This is a genomic window from Cytophagales bacterium (genome assembly GCA_019456305.1).
GTDB lineage: Bacteria > Bacteroidota > Bacteroidia > Cytophagales > VRUD01 > VRUD01.
In genome coordinates this window covers 18,630-34,819 of sequence record VRUD01000021.1, presented here as the reverse complement: position 1 = coordinate 34,819, position 16,190 = coordinate 18,630, and the positions used below count along the sequence as shown (strand labels likewise).

At 36.1% G+C, this 16,190-nt stretch carries 14 protein-coding genes; 4 read left to right on the top strand and 10 right to left on the bottom strand.

What is annotated here, in order from left to right:
- Nucleotide 1: 1 nt before the first annotated feature.
- The 5 genes from FVQ77_06325 to FVQ77_06305 all read right to left on the bottom strand — a co-directional run bounded on the left by FVQ77_06325 (nucleotide 2) and on the right by FVQ77_06305 (nucleotide 7,525).
- Nucleotides 2–1,477 carry a hypothetical protein gene (locus FVQ77_06325; GenBank protein ID MBW8049944.1) on the bottom strand — a complete coding sequence of 492 codons (1,476 nt, stop codon included), beginning with the start codon at nucleotides 1,475–1,477 and terminating at the stop codon, nucleotides 2–4.
- 2 nt (nucleotides 1,478–1,479) lie between these two features.
- Complete coding sequence (locus FVQ77_06320; protein ID MBW8049943.1) at nucleotides 1,480–2,238, bottom strand: N-6 DNA methylase; 759 nt, start codon at nucleotides 2,236–2,238, stop codon at nucleotides 1,480–1,482.
- 66 nt (nucleotides 2,239–2,304) lie between these two features.
- Nucleotides 2,305–3,711, bottom strand: a complete 1,407-nt coding sequence (locus tag FVQ77_06315) for an N-6 DNA methylase (protein ID MBW8049942.1) — start codon at nucleotides 3,709–3,711, stop codon at nucleotides 2,305–2,307.
- A gap of 12 nt (nucleotides 3,712–3,723) precedes the next feature.
- Nucleotides 3,724–4,035 (bottom strand): helix-turn-helix transcriptional regulator, encoded by a 312-nt coding sequence (locus FVQ77_06310; GenBank protein MBW8049941.1) that lies wholly within the window; start codon nucleotides 4,033–4,035, stop codon nucleotides 3,724–3,726.
- Nucleotides 4,036–4,438: 403 nt separating this feature from the next.
- Nucleotides 4,439–7,525 (bottom strand): amidohydrolase family protein, encoded by a 3,087-nt coding sequence (locus FVQ77_06305; protein ID MBW8049940.1) that lies wholly within the window; start codon nucleotides 7,523–7,525, stop codon nucleotides 4,439–4,441.
- Nucleotides 7,526–7,661: 136 nt separating this feature from the next.
- Between FVQ77_06305 and FVQ77_06300 the strand changes: the two genes are divergently transcribed.
- Nucleotides 7,662–8,093, top strand: a complete 432-nt coding sequence (locus FVQ77_06300) for a hypothetical protein (GenBank protein ID MBW8049939.1) — start codon at nucleotides 7,662–7,664, stop codon at nucleotides 8,091–8,093.
- Between the two features lie 33 nt (nucleotides 8,094–8,126).
- Here the strand turns inward: FVQ77_06300 and arsC are convergent, their stop codons facing one another.
- The 5 genes from arsC to FVQ77_06275 all read right to left on the bottom strand — a co-directional run bounded on the left by arsC (nucleotide 8,127) and on the right by FVQ77_06275 (nucleotide 13,032).
- Nucleotides 8,127–8,465 (bottom strand): arsenate reductase (glutaredoxin), encoded by a 339-nt coding sequence (arsC, locus tag FVQ77_06295; GenBank protein ID MBW8049938.1) that lies wholly within the window; start codon nucleotides 8,463–8,465, stop codon nucleotides 8,127–8,129.
- A gap of 7 nt (nucleotides 8,466–8,472) precedes the next feature.
- Nucleotides 8,473–9,012, bottom strand: a complete 540-nt coding sequence (hslV, locus tag FVQ77_06290; protein MBW8049937.1) for an ATP-dependent protease subunit HslV — start codon at nucleotides 9,010–9,012, stop codon at nucleotides 8,473–8,475.
- Nucleotides 9,013–9,059: 47 nt separating this feature from the next.
- Complete coding sequence (locus tag FVQ77_06285; protein MBW8049936.1) at nucleotides 9,060–10,439, bottom strand: PAS domain S-box protein; 1,380 nt, start codon at nucleotides 10,437–10,439, stop codon at nucleotides 9,060–9,062.
- 43 nt (nucleotides 10,440–10,482) lie between these two features.
- The gene (locus FVQ77_06280; protein ID MBW8049935.1) at nucleotides 10,483–11,865 is read right to left on the bottom strand and encodes a pyruvate dehydrogenase complex dihydrolipoamide acetyltransferase; all 1,383 of its coding nucleotides are present in this window, start codon (nucleotides 11,863–11,865) and stop codon (nucleotides 10,483–10,485) included.
- A gap of 111 nt (nucleotides 11,866–11,976) precedes the next feature.
- On the bottom strand, nucleotides 11,977–13,032 hold the full coding sequence (locus FVQ77_06275; protein ID MBW8049934.1) for a hypothetical protein: 1,056 nt from the start codon (nucleotides 13,030–13,032) through the stop codon (nucleotides 11,977–11,979).
- A gap of 486 nt (nucleotides 13,033–13,518) precedes the next feature.
- Between FVQ77_06275 and FVQ77_06270 the strand changes: the two genes are divergently transcribed.
- The 3 genes from FVQ77_06270 (at nucleotide 13,519) to FVQ77_06260 (ending at nucleotide 16,074) form a co-directional block, all read left to right on the top strand.
- Nucleotides 13,519–14,478 carry a hypothetical protein gene (locus FVQ77_06270; protein MBW8049933.1) on the top strand — a complete coding sequence of 320 codons (960 nt, stop codon included), beginning with the start codon at nucleotides 13,519–13,521 and terminating at the stop codon, nucleotides 14,476–14,478.
- A complete protein-coding gene (locus FVQ77_06265; protein MBW8049932.1) occupies nucleotides 14,460–14,711 on the top strand; it encodes a hypothetical protein in 252 nt (83 codons plus the stop codon). The genes FVQ77_06270 and FVQ77_06265 overlap by 19 nt, the downstream gene beginning before the upstream one ends.
- A 397-nt stretch (nucleotides 14,712–15,108) precedes the next feature.
- On the top strand, nucleotides 15,109–16,074 hold the full coding sequence (locus FVQ77_06260) for a T9SS type A sorting domain-containing protein (protein MBW8049931.1): 966 nt from the start codon (nucleotides 15,109–15,111) through the stop codon (nucleotides 16,072–16,074).
- Nucleotides 16,075–16,190 lie beyond the last annotated feature (116 nt).

The window sequence follows — 16,190 nt, the reverse complement described above, 5'->3', positions numbered from 1 at the left end:
TTTATGTTTTTAATGATTTATCAATGAATTTATTTGCTTGTTGCTCATCTTCTTCAATAAATATTTCAACAGCTCTTTTGGCGGTTTCTAATAGTTGTTTGCTTTTTTTAATCGCTTCCAAACTTTCTTTAACCAAATTATCAATTTTAGATTGAATTGAACCCTTGACTAATGGAATTATAGTGGTTCTAATATCGCGGTCGTTAATCTTTGCTTGCGCTGTTTGTTTCTGTCTTCTTGTTATTTGCATCTGCCATAAAAAGGATTGAAAGTAGATGATGAGAAAATTTGGTAAAACTTTCTTTTTATAAGCATTCATTATATATCTAAATCTTGCGGTGTTATTAGAGTAATAAGAACTATCCAAATCTTGCCTAATTAGATTTATTTTGCCCAATGTAGCCCCAATTGCTGCAAATATGAAATCTTCATTCTTTAAATGCTGTTCCTCTAAACCAGTAAAATCTTCCAAATAGATTATTTCTTTTTTGTTAATAATAACATCGAGTGAAAGCTCTTTAATTCTTAGATAGGGATTACCTTCAAATTCATTATAGTATGAAGTATCAATATAATCGCCTCTTCTTATGCTCAAGATATTTCCAAAATAGCAATGTCGTTGACTTTTTAAATAACATTCTAATTCCAAATACTTTTGTTCCCAGTACTCTGGATCAATTCTATCAGCTTGTAATGCTTGGTATAAGTCAATTTCAGTAATTGCATCCTCAGTTTCGTATTCAACGTTTTTTATTTTAAATTTTACTGTTTTCGGTTGCCAATCATCCAAACACAATTCTTTTAGCAGTGTAGTTTCAGCTTCCTGGTAGATGGTTTGAGAATGTAGCTTTTGGTTGTATGCTTCAACAACCAGTTTTTCTATTTGCTTTTGTAGCTTATCAGATGGGAAAGGAATTTCCAGAGCTTTTAATTCCTGTGCGTTAATGTTTGCCTGATTGACTGCCCTGCGCTTTACCCTTTGGAGACAGTTATATCCGTATTTGCAGTTTAAGAAAATAGTCAGGTAGCAATTGGCGTAGGTCTTGTCGGATGTGATACGCACCAAATAAGAGGCAAATGTGTGTTCTCCATCCAATAAGTAAATACCTGTTCTACCAACAAACTCATCAGAATTAACTCTATTGAATAATACGTCAAACTTCTTGAGTTCAAAATTTTCAAAGGTTTCTTCTGTGATGTCGGCATATTTGGCATTTTCATCGCTGGCGAAGATGCCGACAATATCATCCATTTTCAACATTTTGTATCCGATACCGACCTCATTCATTGCAATTGAAATGCCATATTGGGGTTGGTGCATAAAGCTGCTTACGTACTTAGTGGGTTTCTTTTTTATTATGCGCTCATTTCTGATGAAAAATGGGTCATAATATTGGGCATCAACCCGCATATCACCGTATAGCTCGTTAAATCGTACTTCAGAGTATTCTATGTCTTTGTATTTCTGAATTTTCATGCTTAATTTTTCAAATACTCATACATTTGGTCTCCTCTGTCCAATTGCTTTAAACCCCAATCTTTGAACGCATCTGCTATATGGTACAAATCGGTTTGATAAATTGGGTTTCCATCGTCATCCAGCAGCTTGTTTCCTTCTTCATCCTTTGCGTAGAGATAAATACCTGAATTATCTTTAAAACTTATTTTTGAAACAGCAAAAAAGATGGGATAGTCAGTATGATTTTGTGCTTTTCGTATTTCTTCCTGTGTGAATTTTCTAAGAAACAGCAAGCTGGTTTTGGTTCCAGTATGGGGTTTGAAACTATTACCATGCAAGCCAACAACTCCCAAAATTCTGGCTTTTTCTGTTATGAATTTGCGAACATATTTTTCATTGGAATTGTTGAAAATGCCCTGTGGTAATACAATTACAGCTCTTCCGCCTTCTTTGAGCATTTCTATAATTCGCTGAATAAAAAGAATGTGCCTATCAACTTTATTCCATTTGCTTTCATTCTTTTTGTAGCGGATTACTACTTTTAATCTTGGTATTAGTAAGTTTTCTTTTACGTCTCCTCTGTCAACCACTTGTATCATCAATGAGGCAATTTCCTGAATGGCATTGTTTACATCTTCGTTATTTTCCAAATCAATGTCCCCATCCTGATTGATTTCTTTTATCTTATCTTTTATAATGTTTTCTGCATCATTTTTGAATTCCAGGTCAAATTCTTCAGCAAAACTTTTCAGAACTGATTTAATGTTCCCTGTTTCCATATTGAAAGTGTACCGTAATCCTAACAGGTCAAAGTATTGATTGATTATTGCCTTTTCCTTAATATCTCAGGCAAAAGGAGGATTACTCATAATAATATCAAAAGTCAGGTTTTTTGGGTTTTCATTATCTAATAGGGCTTCTCTTTTCAAATCAACTTTAAAACTTTCGCTCCATTTGGAATATTCCAAAGTGTTTTGCTTGTAAATGTGTGTTTTGCCGTCACCCGCAATCAACATCAACGCTTTGCTTATTTTGGTGGCTTTTTCTTCAAAGTCAACACCCCACAAGTATTTGTTTGCGTAATTGGCTTTTACTTTATAGGACTCCATTTTATATTTGTCCCAGATATATTCCATTGCGTGTACTAAAAATCCGGCACTTCCACAAGCAGGGTCTAAAATGTATTCTTTTCTTGTAGGATTGAGCATTTTAACACAGGTGTCAATTACAATTCTCGGAGTGAAATATTGACCTTTCTTGCTTTTGGATACTTCAGGTACTAAATACTCAAATGCTTCATCAATAATTCTGAGATTGGCTCCATAGAGCTTTACTTCTGTTAGTTTGCCAATGCAGATTTCAAGATGTTCAGGCGTTAGTTTGATGCGGTCTGATACTTCAAAAATGTCTTTCCATTGGTCTTTGGATTCTTCAAAGAGTTGTGAAATTCGGTCGTGGGTAATTTTAGGATTGGAGTAATCCCGAAAAGATAGAGTTTGATTTTCCCTATTTTCTGCTTCAAACTCGTCATAAAGTTTGGTGTAAATCAGTTTGAATATTTCGTCAAAACTGTCGGCTCCTGAATTTGCCAATACCAGTTCTTCTAATTCTTCAATGATGGCTTTCAGGTCAAAGTGCTTTTCCTTGTTAATCTTGTTTAGTTCATCTAAAGTCCATTTTCTGTCTGATATTAATTCCTTGATTTTCCGGATGAGGTTATCATCATCTTTTGCAGTTTGATATTCATGCTCAAAAGGTAAATCCCTCAAAACATCAAACTCTTTAGGATAAGGACGTGCATAAATACTAAGGTTCTTTCCGTTATATCCTGCTCCAATAGGCGAGCCTTCGGCATTTAAGTATCCTTTAAGTTGCTGGATATTATTTTTTTGATGCGGTGCTTTAACTTCTGAAATTATCCAAGGTGTAGCATTATCATTTTGATATACTACAATGTCGGCTCTTTTCTTCTCGTCCCGACCCATTACCACCTTTTGCTCAATCTTAATTCTTTCTTTGGGATAGCCGTATTTTTGGATTAGTTCATATAGAAATAACTGCCTCACAATTTCTTCCGGGGCTTTCTTTCCGGTTTCTTCATTAAGAACCAGCTTTTCTTTCTCCTCACTGTCAAAACTTTTCAGATACCACTTGCCTTTTTCCTTTTCATAAAATTCCAACTTGTCAAAGTATCGAGTTGACATAGGAATATCGATTTCAGCGTTTGGTACTATTTTATGTAGTATTTCCATTTTTAGAATTGTTTATTTTCTGGTCTTTATGATGTATTTGATTCTTTGCTCTGCAACTTTCAATGCCTCAATTCCAATATCTTCATCACGTAGTTCATAAACAATCTTATCACTGTAATAATAAAGTAGCAATTCTTTCTCACTAACTTTAAATATTTTGGCAATATTCTTAATAAGGTCTTTGTTTGCCGACCTTGCGTTCCTTTCAATCTTGCTTAAAGTTGATGGGTCAATGTCAAGTTCTGCAGCTATCTTTCTGATAGGTAGCCCGCTTTCTTCTCTAAGTTTTCTAATATACTCTCCGAATGTTTCCTTTTTTTGCATTGAAATAATAATTCAGGACAAATTTTGTCCCAAAAATAGATATGTTTTTTGAAATACAAAACATATTTTTAAATTTTTTATTAACAATCGAATTTAATTAAGCGGGTTGGCAAAAGCAAACTCATTCAAATTTTACTTTACCTTATAAAATTAAACACTCTCAAAGCAAAATTTTAATGTGCTGGCTGTGGGCGGGCAGAAAATCAAATAAAAATCTCTGCAATCGGGCTTTTTTAATTTTTTCTTTTGGATTTTAAAAGCATAAATGTAAGTCGTGCCCCATTCTGCAGGTTTTGCAGTGTTGGAGTAGTGGCACAACTGGTAAGGACTAATACTTAGTTGCATAAATAAGGGTTATTATGCTTTGTTGTGTCATAATAACTATTACTTTTGCAACTAAGTACTAATCTCCACACCGATAGATATCCTCTCTCTTCTTCTTCGCCTCCTGCATATTCTCCCCTTTCTTCTTCTCCAGCATTTTCTGGATCAGCCGCATTCTTTCCTTTTTTATTTCATCCCGCAATCGCTTGTCTTGCTCCATGTCAAAGTAGCAAATGCCATCCACAAAGGTTTTTTCTGCTTTTGCGTATATGGAAAGCGGGTTGTCAGACCAGATCACCAGGTCGGCATCTTTCCCTGCTTTAATGCTTCCCATATTATTATCCAAATGTAATAATTTAGCAGGATTTAATGTTACGAACTTCCAGGCTTCCTCTTCTGAAAGCCCGCCATATTTGACCGCTTTTGCTGCTTCCTGGTTGAGCCGCCTGCCCATTTCGGCATCATCGGAGTTATAAGCTGTAACAATGCCAACCTGGTGCATTAAGGCGCCATTGTATGGAACAGCTTCTATAACTTCATATTTGTATGCCCACCAGTCTGAAAATGTTGAAGCTCCTGCGCCATGCGCCTTCATTTTGTCTGCAACCTTATATCCTTCCAAAATATGTGTAAAAGTGTTCACCCTAAAACCCATAGAATCAGCTACTTTCATGAGCATGTTGATCTCAGATTGCCGGTAAGAATGGCAGGTAATAAAGCGTTTACTATCTAATATCTCTGACAAAGCCTCTAATTCCAGGTCTTTCCTGGGGGGCATAGTTCTTGCCTTTTCTTTCCCAGACAATGAATTATATTTTTTGGTTGCCTGCTTATACTCTTTTGCTCTTGTAAAGGCATCAAAATAAACCTGCTCTACGCCCATCCTGGTTTGAGGGAAACGGGATTTTCTGTTATTGCCCCAGTTAGACTGCTTTACATTTTCACCGAGCGCAAATTTGATAAATCCATCAGCATCCTTAATTTTCATAGCTGAAGGTAACGCACCCCAGCGTAATTTTATCAGGGCAGATTGACCACCGATGGGATTTGCCGAACCGTGCAAAAGCTGCACGGCAGTAACACCCCCTGCCAGTTGGCGGTAAATATTTACATCTTCTGAATTGATAACATCTCCTATGCGAACCTCTGCCGAAACAGCTTGTGTTCCTTCATTCACGCCTTTGTATATTGCAATGTGTGAATGCTCATCTATGATGCCGGAAGTTAAATGTTTTCCTGTCGCATCAATTACCCTGGCATTTTGGGGAGTTAAGCTCCTGCCAATTTTTGAGATCTTACCGTTTTGTATTAATACATCTGTATTTTCCAGAATGCCATCTCTTTCGTTTGTCCAGACCGTAGCGTTTTTGAACAGAACCGTTTCCTGTTTTGGTTTCTTTTCCCAACCATAAGCAGTAAATGGATAGATCACTGCTCCGGGCTCCCTGTCATTTGCTCCCTGTCCCGCAATAGTATCTTTCTTATTCCCCTCTTGAGAGGGGGCAGGGGTGTGTTCCTCCTTAAATGACTCTGTCTGCCTGGCGTCCCATTTTATCCAAGAGCCATCAGGTAGCTGGCCCTTGCCGGACAAAATATCACCTTCAATCCATCCGCTAAGCCTTATATTACCCTTACTGTCACCATTTTTAATCTGCTTGATGTCTGCCGGAATACCATTCCGGCCTACATCAAAATAAAGTGTGATTTGATCTTTACTCCTTGAAAAGTTAATTTTTATCTTTGTTGTATCATTTATGTGAATGTTCAATTCGGGTTTTTGCAATTTCCCGGTAATTTTTAATTTGAGCGGAGGTTTTTCATTGATCGTAAGATCATAAGTCCCTCTTATATCAGTCAGTTCAATGTCGTTGATCTCATATTTTTTGCCCTGGACCCAATTCTGATAAATGATATTCTCTTTATCAAAAATATTGGACGCAGTGATCAGGAAATTGGCTATCTTGCCTTTTTTAAGGCTCCCTAATTGGTCATCAACCCTCAATAATTTTGCAGGCGTATAGGTTAATGCCTTGAGCGCTACCTTCTCATCTAAGCCATATTCTATAGCTTTACGAAGATTCTTCCAGAAATCTTTCTTATTCTTTAAACCGGCTGTGGTAATTGCAAATTGTATTTGATGTTCTGCTAATTTTGAAGGGTTAGCAGGCGCTAATTCCCAATGTTTCATTTCCGACAGCGTTATCTTTGTTGCATCGAGTGGGTCTTCTACTTTATATGCTAAAGGGAAGTTCAATGGAATGATAAACGAAGCTCTTGTAGCTTTTATATCATTAATACGTTGATATTCAAGCCCTGATCCTACCATGATATATTGGACGCCAAACTCATCACCGATTTTGTTGGCTCTCAACACTTGTAGGGGCGGGGCAAGCTTTGCCCCTATATCAAAGATTTGTGGCAAGCTTTGAAGGTTATTAAATGCTTCTAAAGAAATATTATATTCTGCATTGCTTTTGCTCCGCTGCTTATACCACCGGGCGTCAAGCCAGGTTTGTCTCAAAAGCGCTATGGTTCCCATCAATGAGCCGGGATAATTCTGGGTAGATGAGCCTTTGTCAAATGAATAATGTGCTGCTGCCATATCCAGGATCATGACATCATTTTCATTGGCATCAGCAAGAGTAACAAGCACAGAAGAACCCCTGACAACCCCGTCTTTTTGGAGGGTAAGCGCTGCTCCAAAACCTAAATTCCTGAATTGTTTGGCTTTACCGGTATCTGCTGCGAACAGATCTTTGGCGTTTATTTCAGGTTTTATAGCTTGATTCCAATGATAGGCGCCTTTCTTATTTGATAAAAACTGAGGTTTTGAATTTCTGGACCTTTTTCTCTTTTTAAGCTGAGGAATTCCATAACCAGTATAAATATCAAGGAAAGAGGGATAAATATATTTTCCTTTTAGATCTGTAACAATGTATCCTTTAGGGATCGTTATTTTCGCACCAACCGATTCTACAATACCATCTTTGATAATTAGTGTAGCATTTTTTAATACTGTCTGATAATCGACAAAAATAGTAGCATTGGTAAAAGCATAGATCTCAGGTCTTTTGTCTTTTACGCCATTTAGGGGGAAGGTTTCCTGGGAGATCAGGTTGAAATGAACTAAATAAGTAACAATAATTGAGAGAAGGATCTTTTTCATTAATTAAATATTTGCCTTGTAGTTATTATTATGATGTATTATTTTTGCAAATATAATATAATTAGCGTTATATTTGTAAATGCCTACTGCATTAAGAAAGGATGGGTATAAATTTAGATAATAAAATATTTGCTTAATGGACGCCAAAAACAAAATCACACGGTTGATCATTGTTGTAATTATTGCAATTGTAGCAATATCAAATTCGCAAGCCCAGAACAAGAGAAATATGACATCTAACATTTTATCTGATTATGGTGAATCACAATTAATAAAGGGTTTTCGGCATGTTGAGCTCAATTCTGAAATATCAAATACACTTGTGGTAAATAATCAAAATCCTTATGCAATCTTTATTGAGCTTTTGGGTGAAAGTAATGGTGTGTATGTAAACAACAAAACAGTAAAAGGGTTTGATGTTGTTGAGAAAAAAAACGGGAAGTCTGATATAAAATTCCGCTGGTTTACTGCTATAAACAGCTCAGGAGCAGATATGGAGTTTATTGATAAGGATAAGGATGGCTTTCCCGGTGGAAACGAATTTATTGATACGTTGTCAGCGAAATAGGCGCGTAGCGGTTTTCGCTTATGCTCTTTGCGTCTACAATAACTTCAAAACATTCTCCGGAGGGCGCCCGATTACAGCTTCATTTTCTTTAACCACTATCGGCCGTTCAATAAGTATAGGATTTTCAGCCAGTATCCTGATCCATTGATCCTCACTAAAATCCTTTCCTTTAAAATTTTCTTTGAAGACCGGCTCACCTTTTCTTACAATTTCAATGGCTTTCATACCAAGTTTACTCAGAATATCTTTTAACTGAAGTTCAGAAGGCGAGGTATTAAGATATTCAACAATCTCTACAGTAACACCTTTGTCTTTTATCAGTTGAAGTGTCTCACGACTTTTTCTGCATCTGGGGTTGTGGTAGATTATCATTTAGATCTCAATTCAATTTTTCAATTACCAGGTTATGATTAGTATAGATACAAATATCAGCAGCAATACTCAGACTTTCTTTCACAATTTCCTCTGCAGTAAGCTTAGGGGCAAATTTTTTAAGAGCATTGGCTGCAGCCTGGGCGTACATACTTCCGGAACCTATAGCGGCTATCTGATTATCGGGTTCAAGTACATCACCTGTTCCTGAAATTACAAGCAATTCTTTGTTGTTTGCAGTGATCAGCATTGCTTCCAGCCTTCTTAAGTATCTGTCTGTACGCCAATCTTTAGCCAATTCAATAGCAGAACGTTTCATGTTTCCGCCATAGGCTTTCAGTTTTTCCTCAAATTTATCGAGGAGCGTAAATGCGTCTGCTGTTGAACCTGCAAACCCGGTTATTATCTTTCCGTCAAATAATTTGCGGATCTTATTGACATTGCTTTTAGCGATGGTTTCACCCATTGTTGCCTGCCCGTCACCACCGATAGCAACCACATTATCTTTTATGACAGCCAGAACTGTAGTAGATCTTATTTTACTCATAGTTGAAAATTTAATTAACGATATTTTTTAGAATATTTTAAAATAACTTAGAATCTTATCCCTATCAACAACACATCATCAATTTGATTACTACTTCCTTTCCATTGTTCAAAATCTTTATTGAACAGATTGTATAATTCATCCATAGTAAGATGGAGGTTGTTTACTATATTTTCTCTAAGACGTTTTGAACCATACTTTGACTCTCCGTTTTCGCTGAATTGGTCTTGCAAGCCATCTGAAAAAAGAAAAATGGCATCATTTTTTCTAAATTTAATTATATGATTTGAGAATTTGAGGCCCTTCAGTTTTCGGATTTCGAGTTTCGAGTTTCGAATTTCGGATTTCGAATTTCGGATTTCGAGTTTCGGATTTTGAATTTCGAATTTCGAGAAATCCGAATTGTATTCGGATGTCAAATTTAAGGATGCTTTTTTGTTTTGGAGTAACCTTGATTTTCCCCCTATGGTAACAAGATCACCTTTATATTGAGTTAATTGCCCGTTATGTATAAAATATAATGGACGATGGGAGCCGCTAAATACTATTTGTTTTTTATTAAGATTGATCCTACAGAAAGCTATTTCCAATCCATCATCCGATTGTGTATCTAATTCTGATTGATGAAGAGTACGATTTACACCTTCTTTTAAAAAACCCAGGATTTTTGCCGGATCATCAATATTTTTATCAATAACAATTTCATTCAGTAAGTCATTACCTATAATAGACATAAATGCACCGGGTACTCCGTGACCTGTACAATCAACTGCGGCTATAAAGTAATCATCGTTCTTTTTATAAAACCAGGTAAAATCTCCACTTACCACATCTTTGGGTTTGAAAAGTATAAAAGAGTCCGGAAAAGATTTTCTTATTAATTGCATACCGGGCAGGATGGATTGCTGAATTCGTTTGGCATAATTTATACTTTCACGAATTCTTTTGTAAAGTCTTTTGATTTTTTCTTCTGCTTTCTTCCTCTCTGTAATGTCTCTCTGAATGGATATCCAGTAGATGGGAAACCCTTTTGCATCTTTTACAGGAACACTGTTAAGCTCTATCCAGTATTCTGCACCGTCTTTACGATAATTAACAATTTCTGCCTGCAGAGGCAGCCCTTTAAAAAAAGCATTATCAATTTTTTTAACTGTTTCCGGGTCAGTTTTTGGTCCTCTTAAAATTTGAAGTGACTGACCTGCCAGCTCTTCTAAGGAATATCCGGTTATTTTTGTATATGCATTATTGATATAAATGATTTTGGGTTCAGACCGGTCTGAAGTATTTGCCTCACTGATCAAAACACCCTCATTCATATTGATCACAATAGATTTAAAAAGGAGTAATTGGTTTTCAACTGAACTTTTATGGATTATATTTTCTGTTTTTTCTGAAGGGAGTGTGATATTAGCAGGATCTTTTGACACGAATTTCACTGATTTAATTAAGTTAATATTATACGTTTATTTTTTAAACCAAAATTTTAACAGGATCTTCCAATAAGCTTTTAAACGTTTGAAGAAACTGCGATCCCGTTGCCCCGTCCACGACTCTGTGGTCACAGGAAAGTGTTACTTTCATCGTATTGCCTGGCTTTATTTCTCCATCTTTCACTAAAGGAACTTGCTTAATGCCTCCAACTGCTAAAATACAGGCATCGGGAGGATTGATGATGGCAGTAAATTCTTCTATACCAAACATCCCCAGGTTTGAAATGGTAAATGTATTACCTTCATAATCCGGGGGCTGTAAAGCTTTGTTTTTTGCTTTATCAGCTAATTGTTTCACTTCAGCAGCAATATGAGAGAGGGATTTATTATCAGCGAAACGAATAACAGGCACCATTAACCCGTCATCCACAGCAACCGCCACTCCTATATGGATATGTTTGTTGTATCTTGCCTTTGTTTCTCCATTTGCCTCTTCAACCCATGACGCGTTGACTTTAGGATTTTGCCGTATCGCTGCGGCAACTGACTTAATAATGATGTCGTTGAAAGAAATCTTCAGAGGTGAAACTTCGTTAATACTTTTTCTTGCTTCCATTGCCTTATCCATTACAATTTCCATGGTAAGATAATAATGCGGAGAGGTGTATTTACTTTCAGATAACCGTCTGGCAATGGCTTTTCTCATTTGTGTGATGACAACTTCTTCATAGCTTTCCTGCCCAACAACTTCAGGAATTGTAAAGGAGGGCGCTTTTGAACCCCGATCCAGAGTACCCGGGATACGGGACAGGCCGGCACCAGGAATAAATTCTTCAATATCTCTTTTAGTAATACGGCCATCATCTCCTGTCCCCCTGATCAGTGATAGGTCATATCCTTTTTCCTTAGCCAGCTTCTTTGCCAATGGTGAAGCTTTGAGCGCCCTGTCGTTAGTTTGCCCAATCTGCGATACATTTTGAGAAAGACCAATCCCTGCTTTGGGAGGAGCTTGAATTTCATTTACAGGACTTCCTGCCTTCGCTGATCCCGCCTTTGGCGGGACGGCAGGCAGGCCTGCCTGCGCTGAATCTCCCTCAAGCTGGTTGGTTTTAACAGTTTCAATTTCCTGTTCCTGCTTTTCAACTTTAGATTGCCCGGCAGCTAAAAGTTGCTTATAATCTTCTCCTTTTTCTCCGATGATAGCCAGTATGCCATCCACTGCCACCGTTTCTCCTTTCTTTACACCTATATACAATAGGGTGCCATCCTGGTAAGATTCGAGGTCCATGGTGGCTTTATCGGTATCTATTTCAGCCAATAGATCCCCGGATGAAACTTTATCACCTGTTTTTTTGTGCCATGCCACTATCACACCTTCGGTCATAGTGTCACTCATTTTGGGCATTGTGATTAATTCGGCCATGATTATAATGTTATTCCAGTGTTAAATCAATTTTCAAAGTTACGTATTTTTGATTAATTCTAAAAATAAATTAATCCGCAGCTTCCAATTTTCTACATTGAAAGATTATTATTAATACATCTCACATGGAATTTTCACATCTGACACATCAAATTCTCTATTCTTATAAGAATAATGCCACCATTCTGAACTGATTGGCTGAAATCCGGCTTTTTTCATGGTAGCTTTAAGGTATCTCCTGTTTTTCAAAACTTCCTGGGGGAAATTTTTAAAGTTATGCTGTGCTTCAAGTCCGAAAAAATCAAATTTGGTGCCCATATTTAATTCTCTTCCTTGCCTATCTATCAGGGTAATGTCTATTGCCATCCCACGATTATGAGCAGAACCGAACCTGGTTGATGGATTGGCAACATACCGTATATCTTTTATTTTTTCCCACATTTTTTTCTGGACAGAAAGAGGCCGGTAACAGTCAAAAACTTTAATCCTGTATCCATCGTTACTAAAAAGATCCCGGGCTTTTAAAAATGCCATCGCCACCTGCTTTCTAAGCAGGCATTTGTCACAATCATAGAGCTGCTCGTGCATAAAATTGTCTTTTGTTGCATATTTTATATCAAAAACAAAATCATGCACATTATCGTGATCTGAGGATCTGAAGGCGCCCCGAAGTAATGCCAGATCTATTAAAGCAGTATCTGCAGCTATAGTCGGGTAAAAACTTATCAGCTTACTTTCCTGAACAATTGAAGCGTATAAATTGAACCACTTCTTTCCATCAAAAAAAGACAATTCATCAACAAAAAGGATATTGCTTAATTGACCAGCATAAGTATCGTTAATAATAAGCTTAAATTCATTGCCCGTTAAGGGCTTCGCTAAGTCTATAGTAATAGGGAACGGTTCATTTTCAAGCTGGTATTTATTTAAAATAATTGCTCCTTTTAGGCCAAAGCTAAAGGCTTTTAGTCTTGCATTAGCCTGGAATGAGTTGCCTGACCAGGTACCGCCATGCGCATATTTTATTTTTTCTATTGTAACAGGCTTCTCAAATTTAAAATAAAGCCGTTCACCTATTGGATTATTTTCGCTGCTTTTTGTCATACAGCTACTCAACGATCCAATCAGGCAGGCGATCAACAAAATTTTCATTTTAGGGGAATACATTGGTATACAACTTTTAGTGCTTCGGAAGAAAACAGAACATAACTTCGCAAGTTGATCCCGAGTACTCGGGATGAAATTACTAAAAATTGAGCAAAGTAAAAATAATATAAAGTTACTGGGTACTCGGTACTGGGTAATGGTAGTAATTAATGTTAGAAAGAATTACCAACCTGCCTACCGAAAGCAAATAACCCAGAACCCAGTAACCAGAGCCCAGTAGCTGTTCATTAATAGCACATATAACAGATTGAATATAAATTTCATTTAAACATTAAAATTCCGATACAATTAATTAGGTCATAAAAGTAGTAAAACAAAAATAATAAACCAGAAAAAATGGATATAAAATTTGTATAAATAAAAGTATGATCATACCTTTACCCATATAATTACAATGTGTAAAGGTGTGATTTGGTTTAAATCATATCTTTGTAAATGATCAAAAAAGGAACGAGAAAACATCATAAATTGTTGTAACTTTGCATTATGTCAACGACCATATTTAGAGCAAAGGAAATTATTGAAGAATCGTTGCTTGGTAACACTACTGATTCTTTTAATGGGTTTCTGGGTGAATCACTTCAGAAATCCTATCAGAATATTTATGGATCTTGCAACATTGACGAATTTGAACTTTCAACTTCACTGACTGGTGTTGGAATTGTAGAAAATGCCCTTGAAGTAACATTAGACAATAGAATAATTCCAAATGCTGTATGTAAATATTTCAAAGTACATCTTAGTAAGAAATTAAACGTCAATGCAAGGCAATTAAATGTATTCTCGACTCAAAAACTTCAAGCATATACCAGCTTGAGAATTGGAGATAAAGTAGGTCATCAAGATTTAGTAAATTATGGTGGATATGGCACATTAGGTAGTTTTATTCTATCATCGAAGAAAGATAAAAGAGCTTTTATCTTCAGCAATAATCATGTCCTTGCGAATACCAATCAGGGAAAGGAAGGAGACCTGATTTATAAAATAGATGAAAGAAAGATAATTGATATTGGTACCCTTACAGGTTATATTCCTTTAAAAAAAAATCAAATAAATTCAGTGGACTTGGCAATTGGGGAATTAGACAATTATGGAGAGCTCGTTTTCTATCTATCATCAGACCTAAGATATAGAAAAGCATTAATAGACGAGAGAGTTTTTAAGGTGGGAGCTACAACTGCAACAACACATGGAAGAATTAGGTCATTAGATTATACTCAAAAGGTAAGTTACGACTTTTTTGATGCTGTGTTTACGGACCAAATTCAAATTGTTTCTGAGAACCGAAACCCATTTAGTCAACCGGGAGATTCCGGCTCAGCAATTTTCAGCATAGAAGATCGTTCATTTGTAGGAATATTATTCGCAGGCAACAACCAATTCACGCTTGCAAATCATAGTAGTTCAATTAGTAAAGTAATTAAAAAATGGCATCTAAAACTATGAAGTCTACCATACAACAGGCAAAAAAACAACTGGAATCCCTGATAATTACGTTATCCGAAGTAAGAGGAATCGGTATTGTTAAAGAAAAGAACGAGAAAATAATTGAAATTGCTGTTCTGGATACTAAAAACATTCCTGCAAAATTACTTGAAATAATACCTAACCGATTTTGGAAAGGAATTAAAGTAAAAATTACTGCTGCATCAGAAGTAATACCGTTCGAAAGGGAATAATATTCCTATGGCAAACTGGATATAAAAAATACTGAAAGTGTTTGGAAATAAAATAATTTTGTATATTGCGAAATTCAAATCACCTGATATAAAATTTGTATTTGTCTATTAAATAAACTGTAAAATATGACATAAAGACAAAGTAAAACATAACAAAAAAGTTGCGTTACTGATGTTTCTCTAATCGAAAATCGCTAATTTCAATTGCATGGAGATAAGTCAGGAAATGCGCCCTTCGGGGTGTGTAATTTCCGTCTGACTTCAACCATGCAAGGGTGTTTAGCGATACCTCGATTAGTTGAATGAAAGTATGAGGTTCATGCCCTTTTTTGTTGCCAATTTTCAAAATTAAATAAACCCGCCTTTTGAACCTCAAGGCAACAAAAAACAAATAATTATGTTAAAAAAAATGAAGTCCCGATACAATCAAGGATTGGTATCGGGGAAAAAGTTATCGACAACAACTTTCGGAATGGTTATCTCTTGCTGCTTGTTGGAAAAAGAAATACCGCAAAAAATTTCGTCTCTTAGATTTATTATCTTATTATCATTAGTGTTTTTATGTTTTAACATAAAAGCCCAAGTACCGAATTTTCTTGGTTCTTCTTCTACAGGTATAAAATATATTGCGTGGGGTAGTGATTGGTGGATGCCGAATACTTCTCGTGATAAAAGATATGCCGAATCAATGGTTGAATTAACTTGGACTGATGCCCTTGCTTCACCTGCTTATCTTAATGCAGCACTTAGTTATTCCCAAGTTGCGGGTACTGTTACGATAGATATTTATATCGCAACTTCCTTACAAATGATTATGACTCTTGATAATCCATATAATCATGTTATGTGGTATAATGGGGATAGCGCAAATCTTGGAAATTATGTTGGTCAAGTTGTTGCAGACAATGCCGGTACATTAGCTTCTTTTGATATTAGTAGTTGGATATCAGCAAATCCAAGCAACTACTATACAATATTATTTGACCAAAACAATGATAATAATGATGCTATTGTAAATTACGCTTGGCTTGGGCCATATCAAAGTATTACAAAAATAGCAGAACCATCAGGAAATTTTGAGGAAAGCGATTTATCATTGGAAAATTATCCAAACCCTTTTAATTCTTCCACTACTTTAAATTATTCTCTGAAGGAAAGCGAATCAGTAAGCATTAAAGTATATAATAGTAATGGGCAACTTACAAAAGTGCTCATAGAAAATGAAGTGCAAAACCAAGGTCAACATAAAACAAAATGGGACTGTTTAGATTATTCGGGCAATTGTGTAAATAATGGAATATATTTAATACGCCTTGAAACACCATCTCAGGTATTACAAAAGAAGGTGATTTTTGTACGTTAAAGAACGCTTATTCCATACAAGCCAAAATTTGCCAAAAGTGCGCCAGCCCCCACCCCAACCAAGAGAACAATTCCTTGATTAAAGGGCTTAACGGTGTAAAAAAATTGGGCATAATG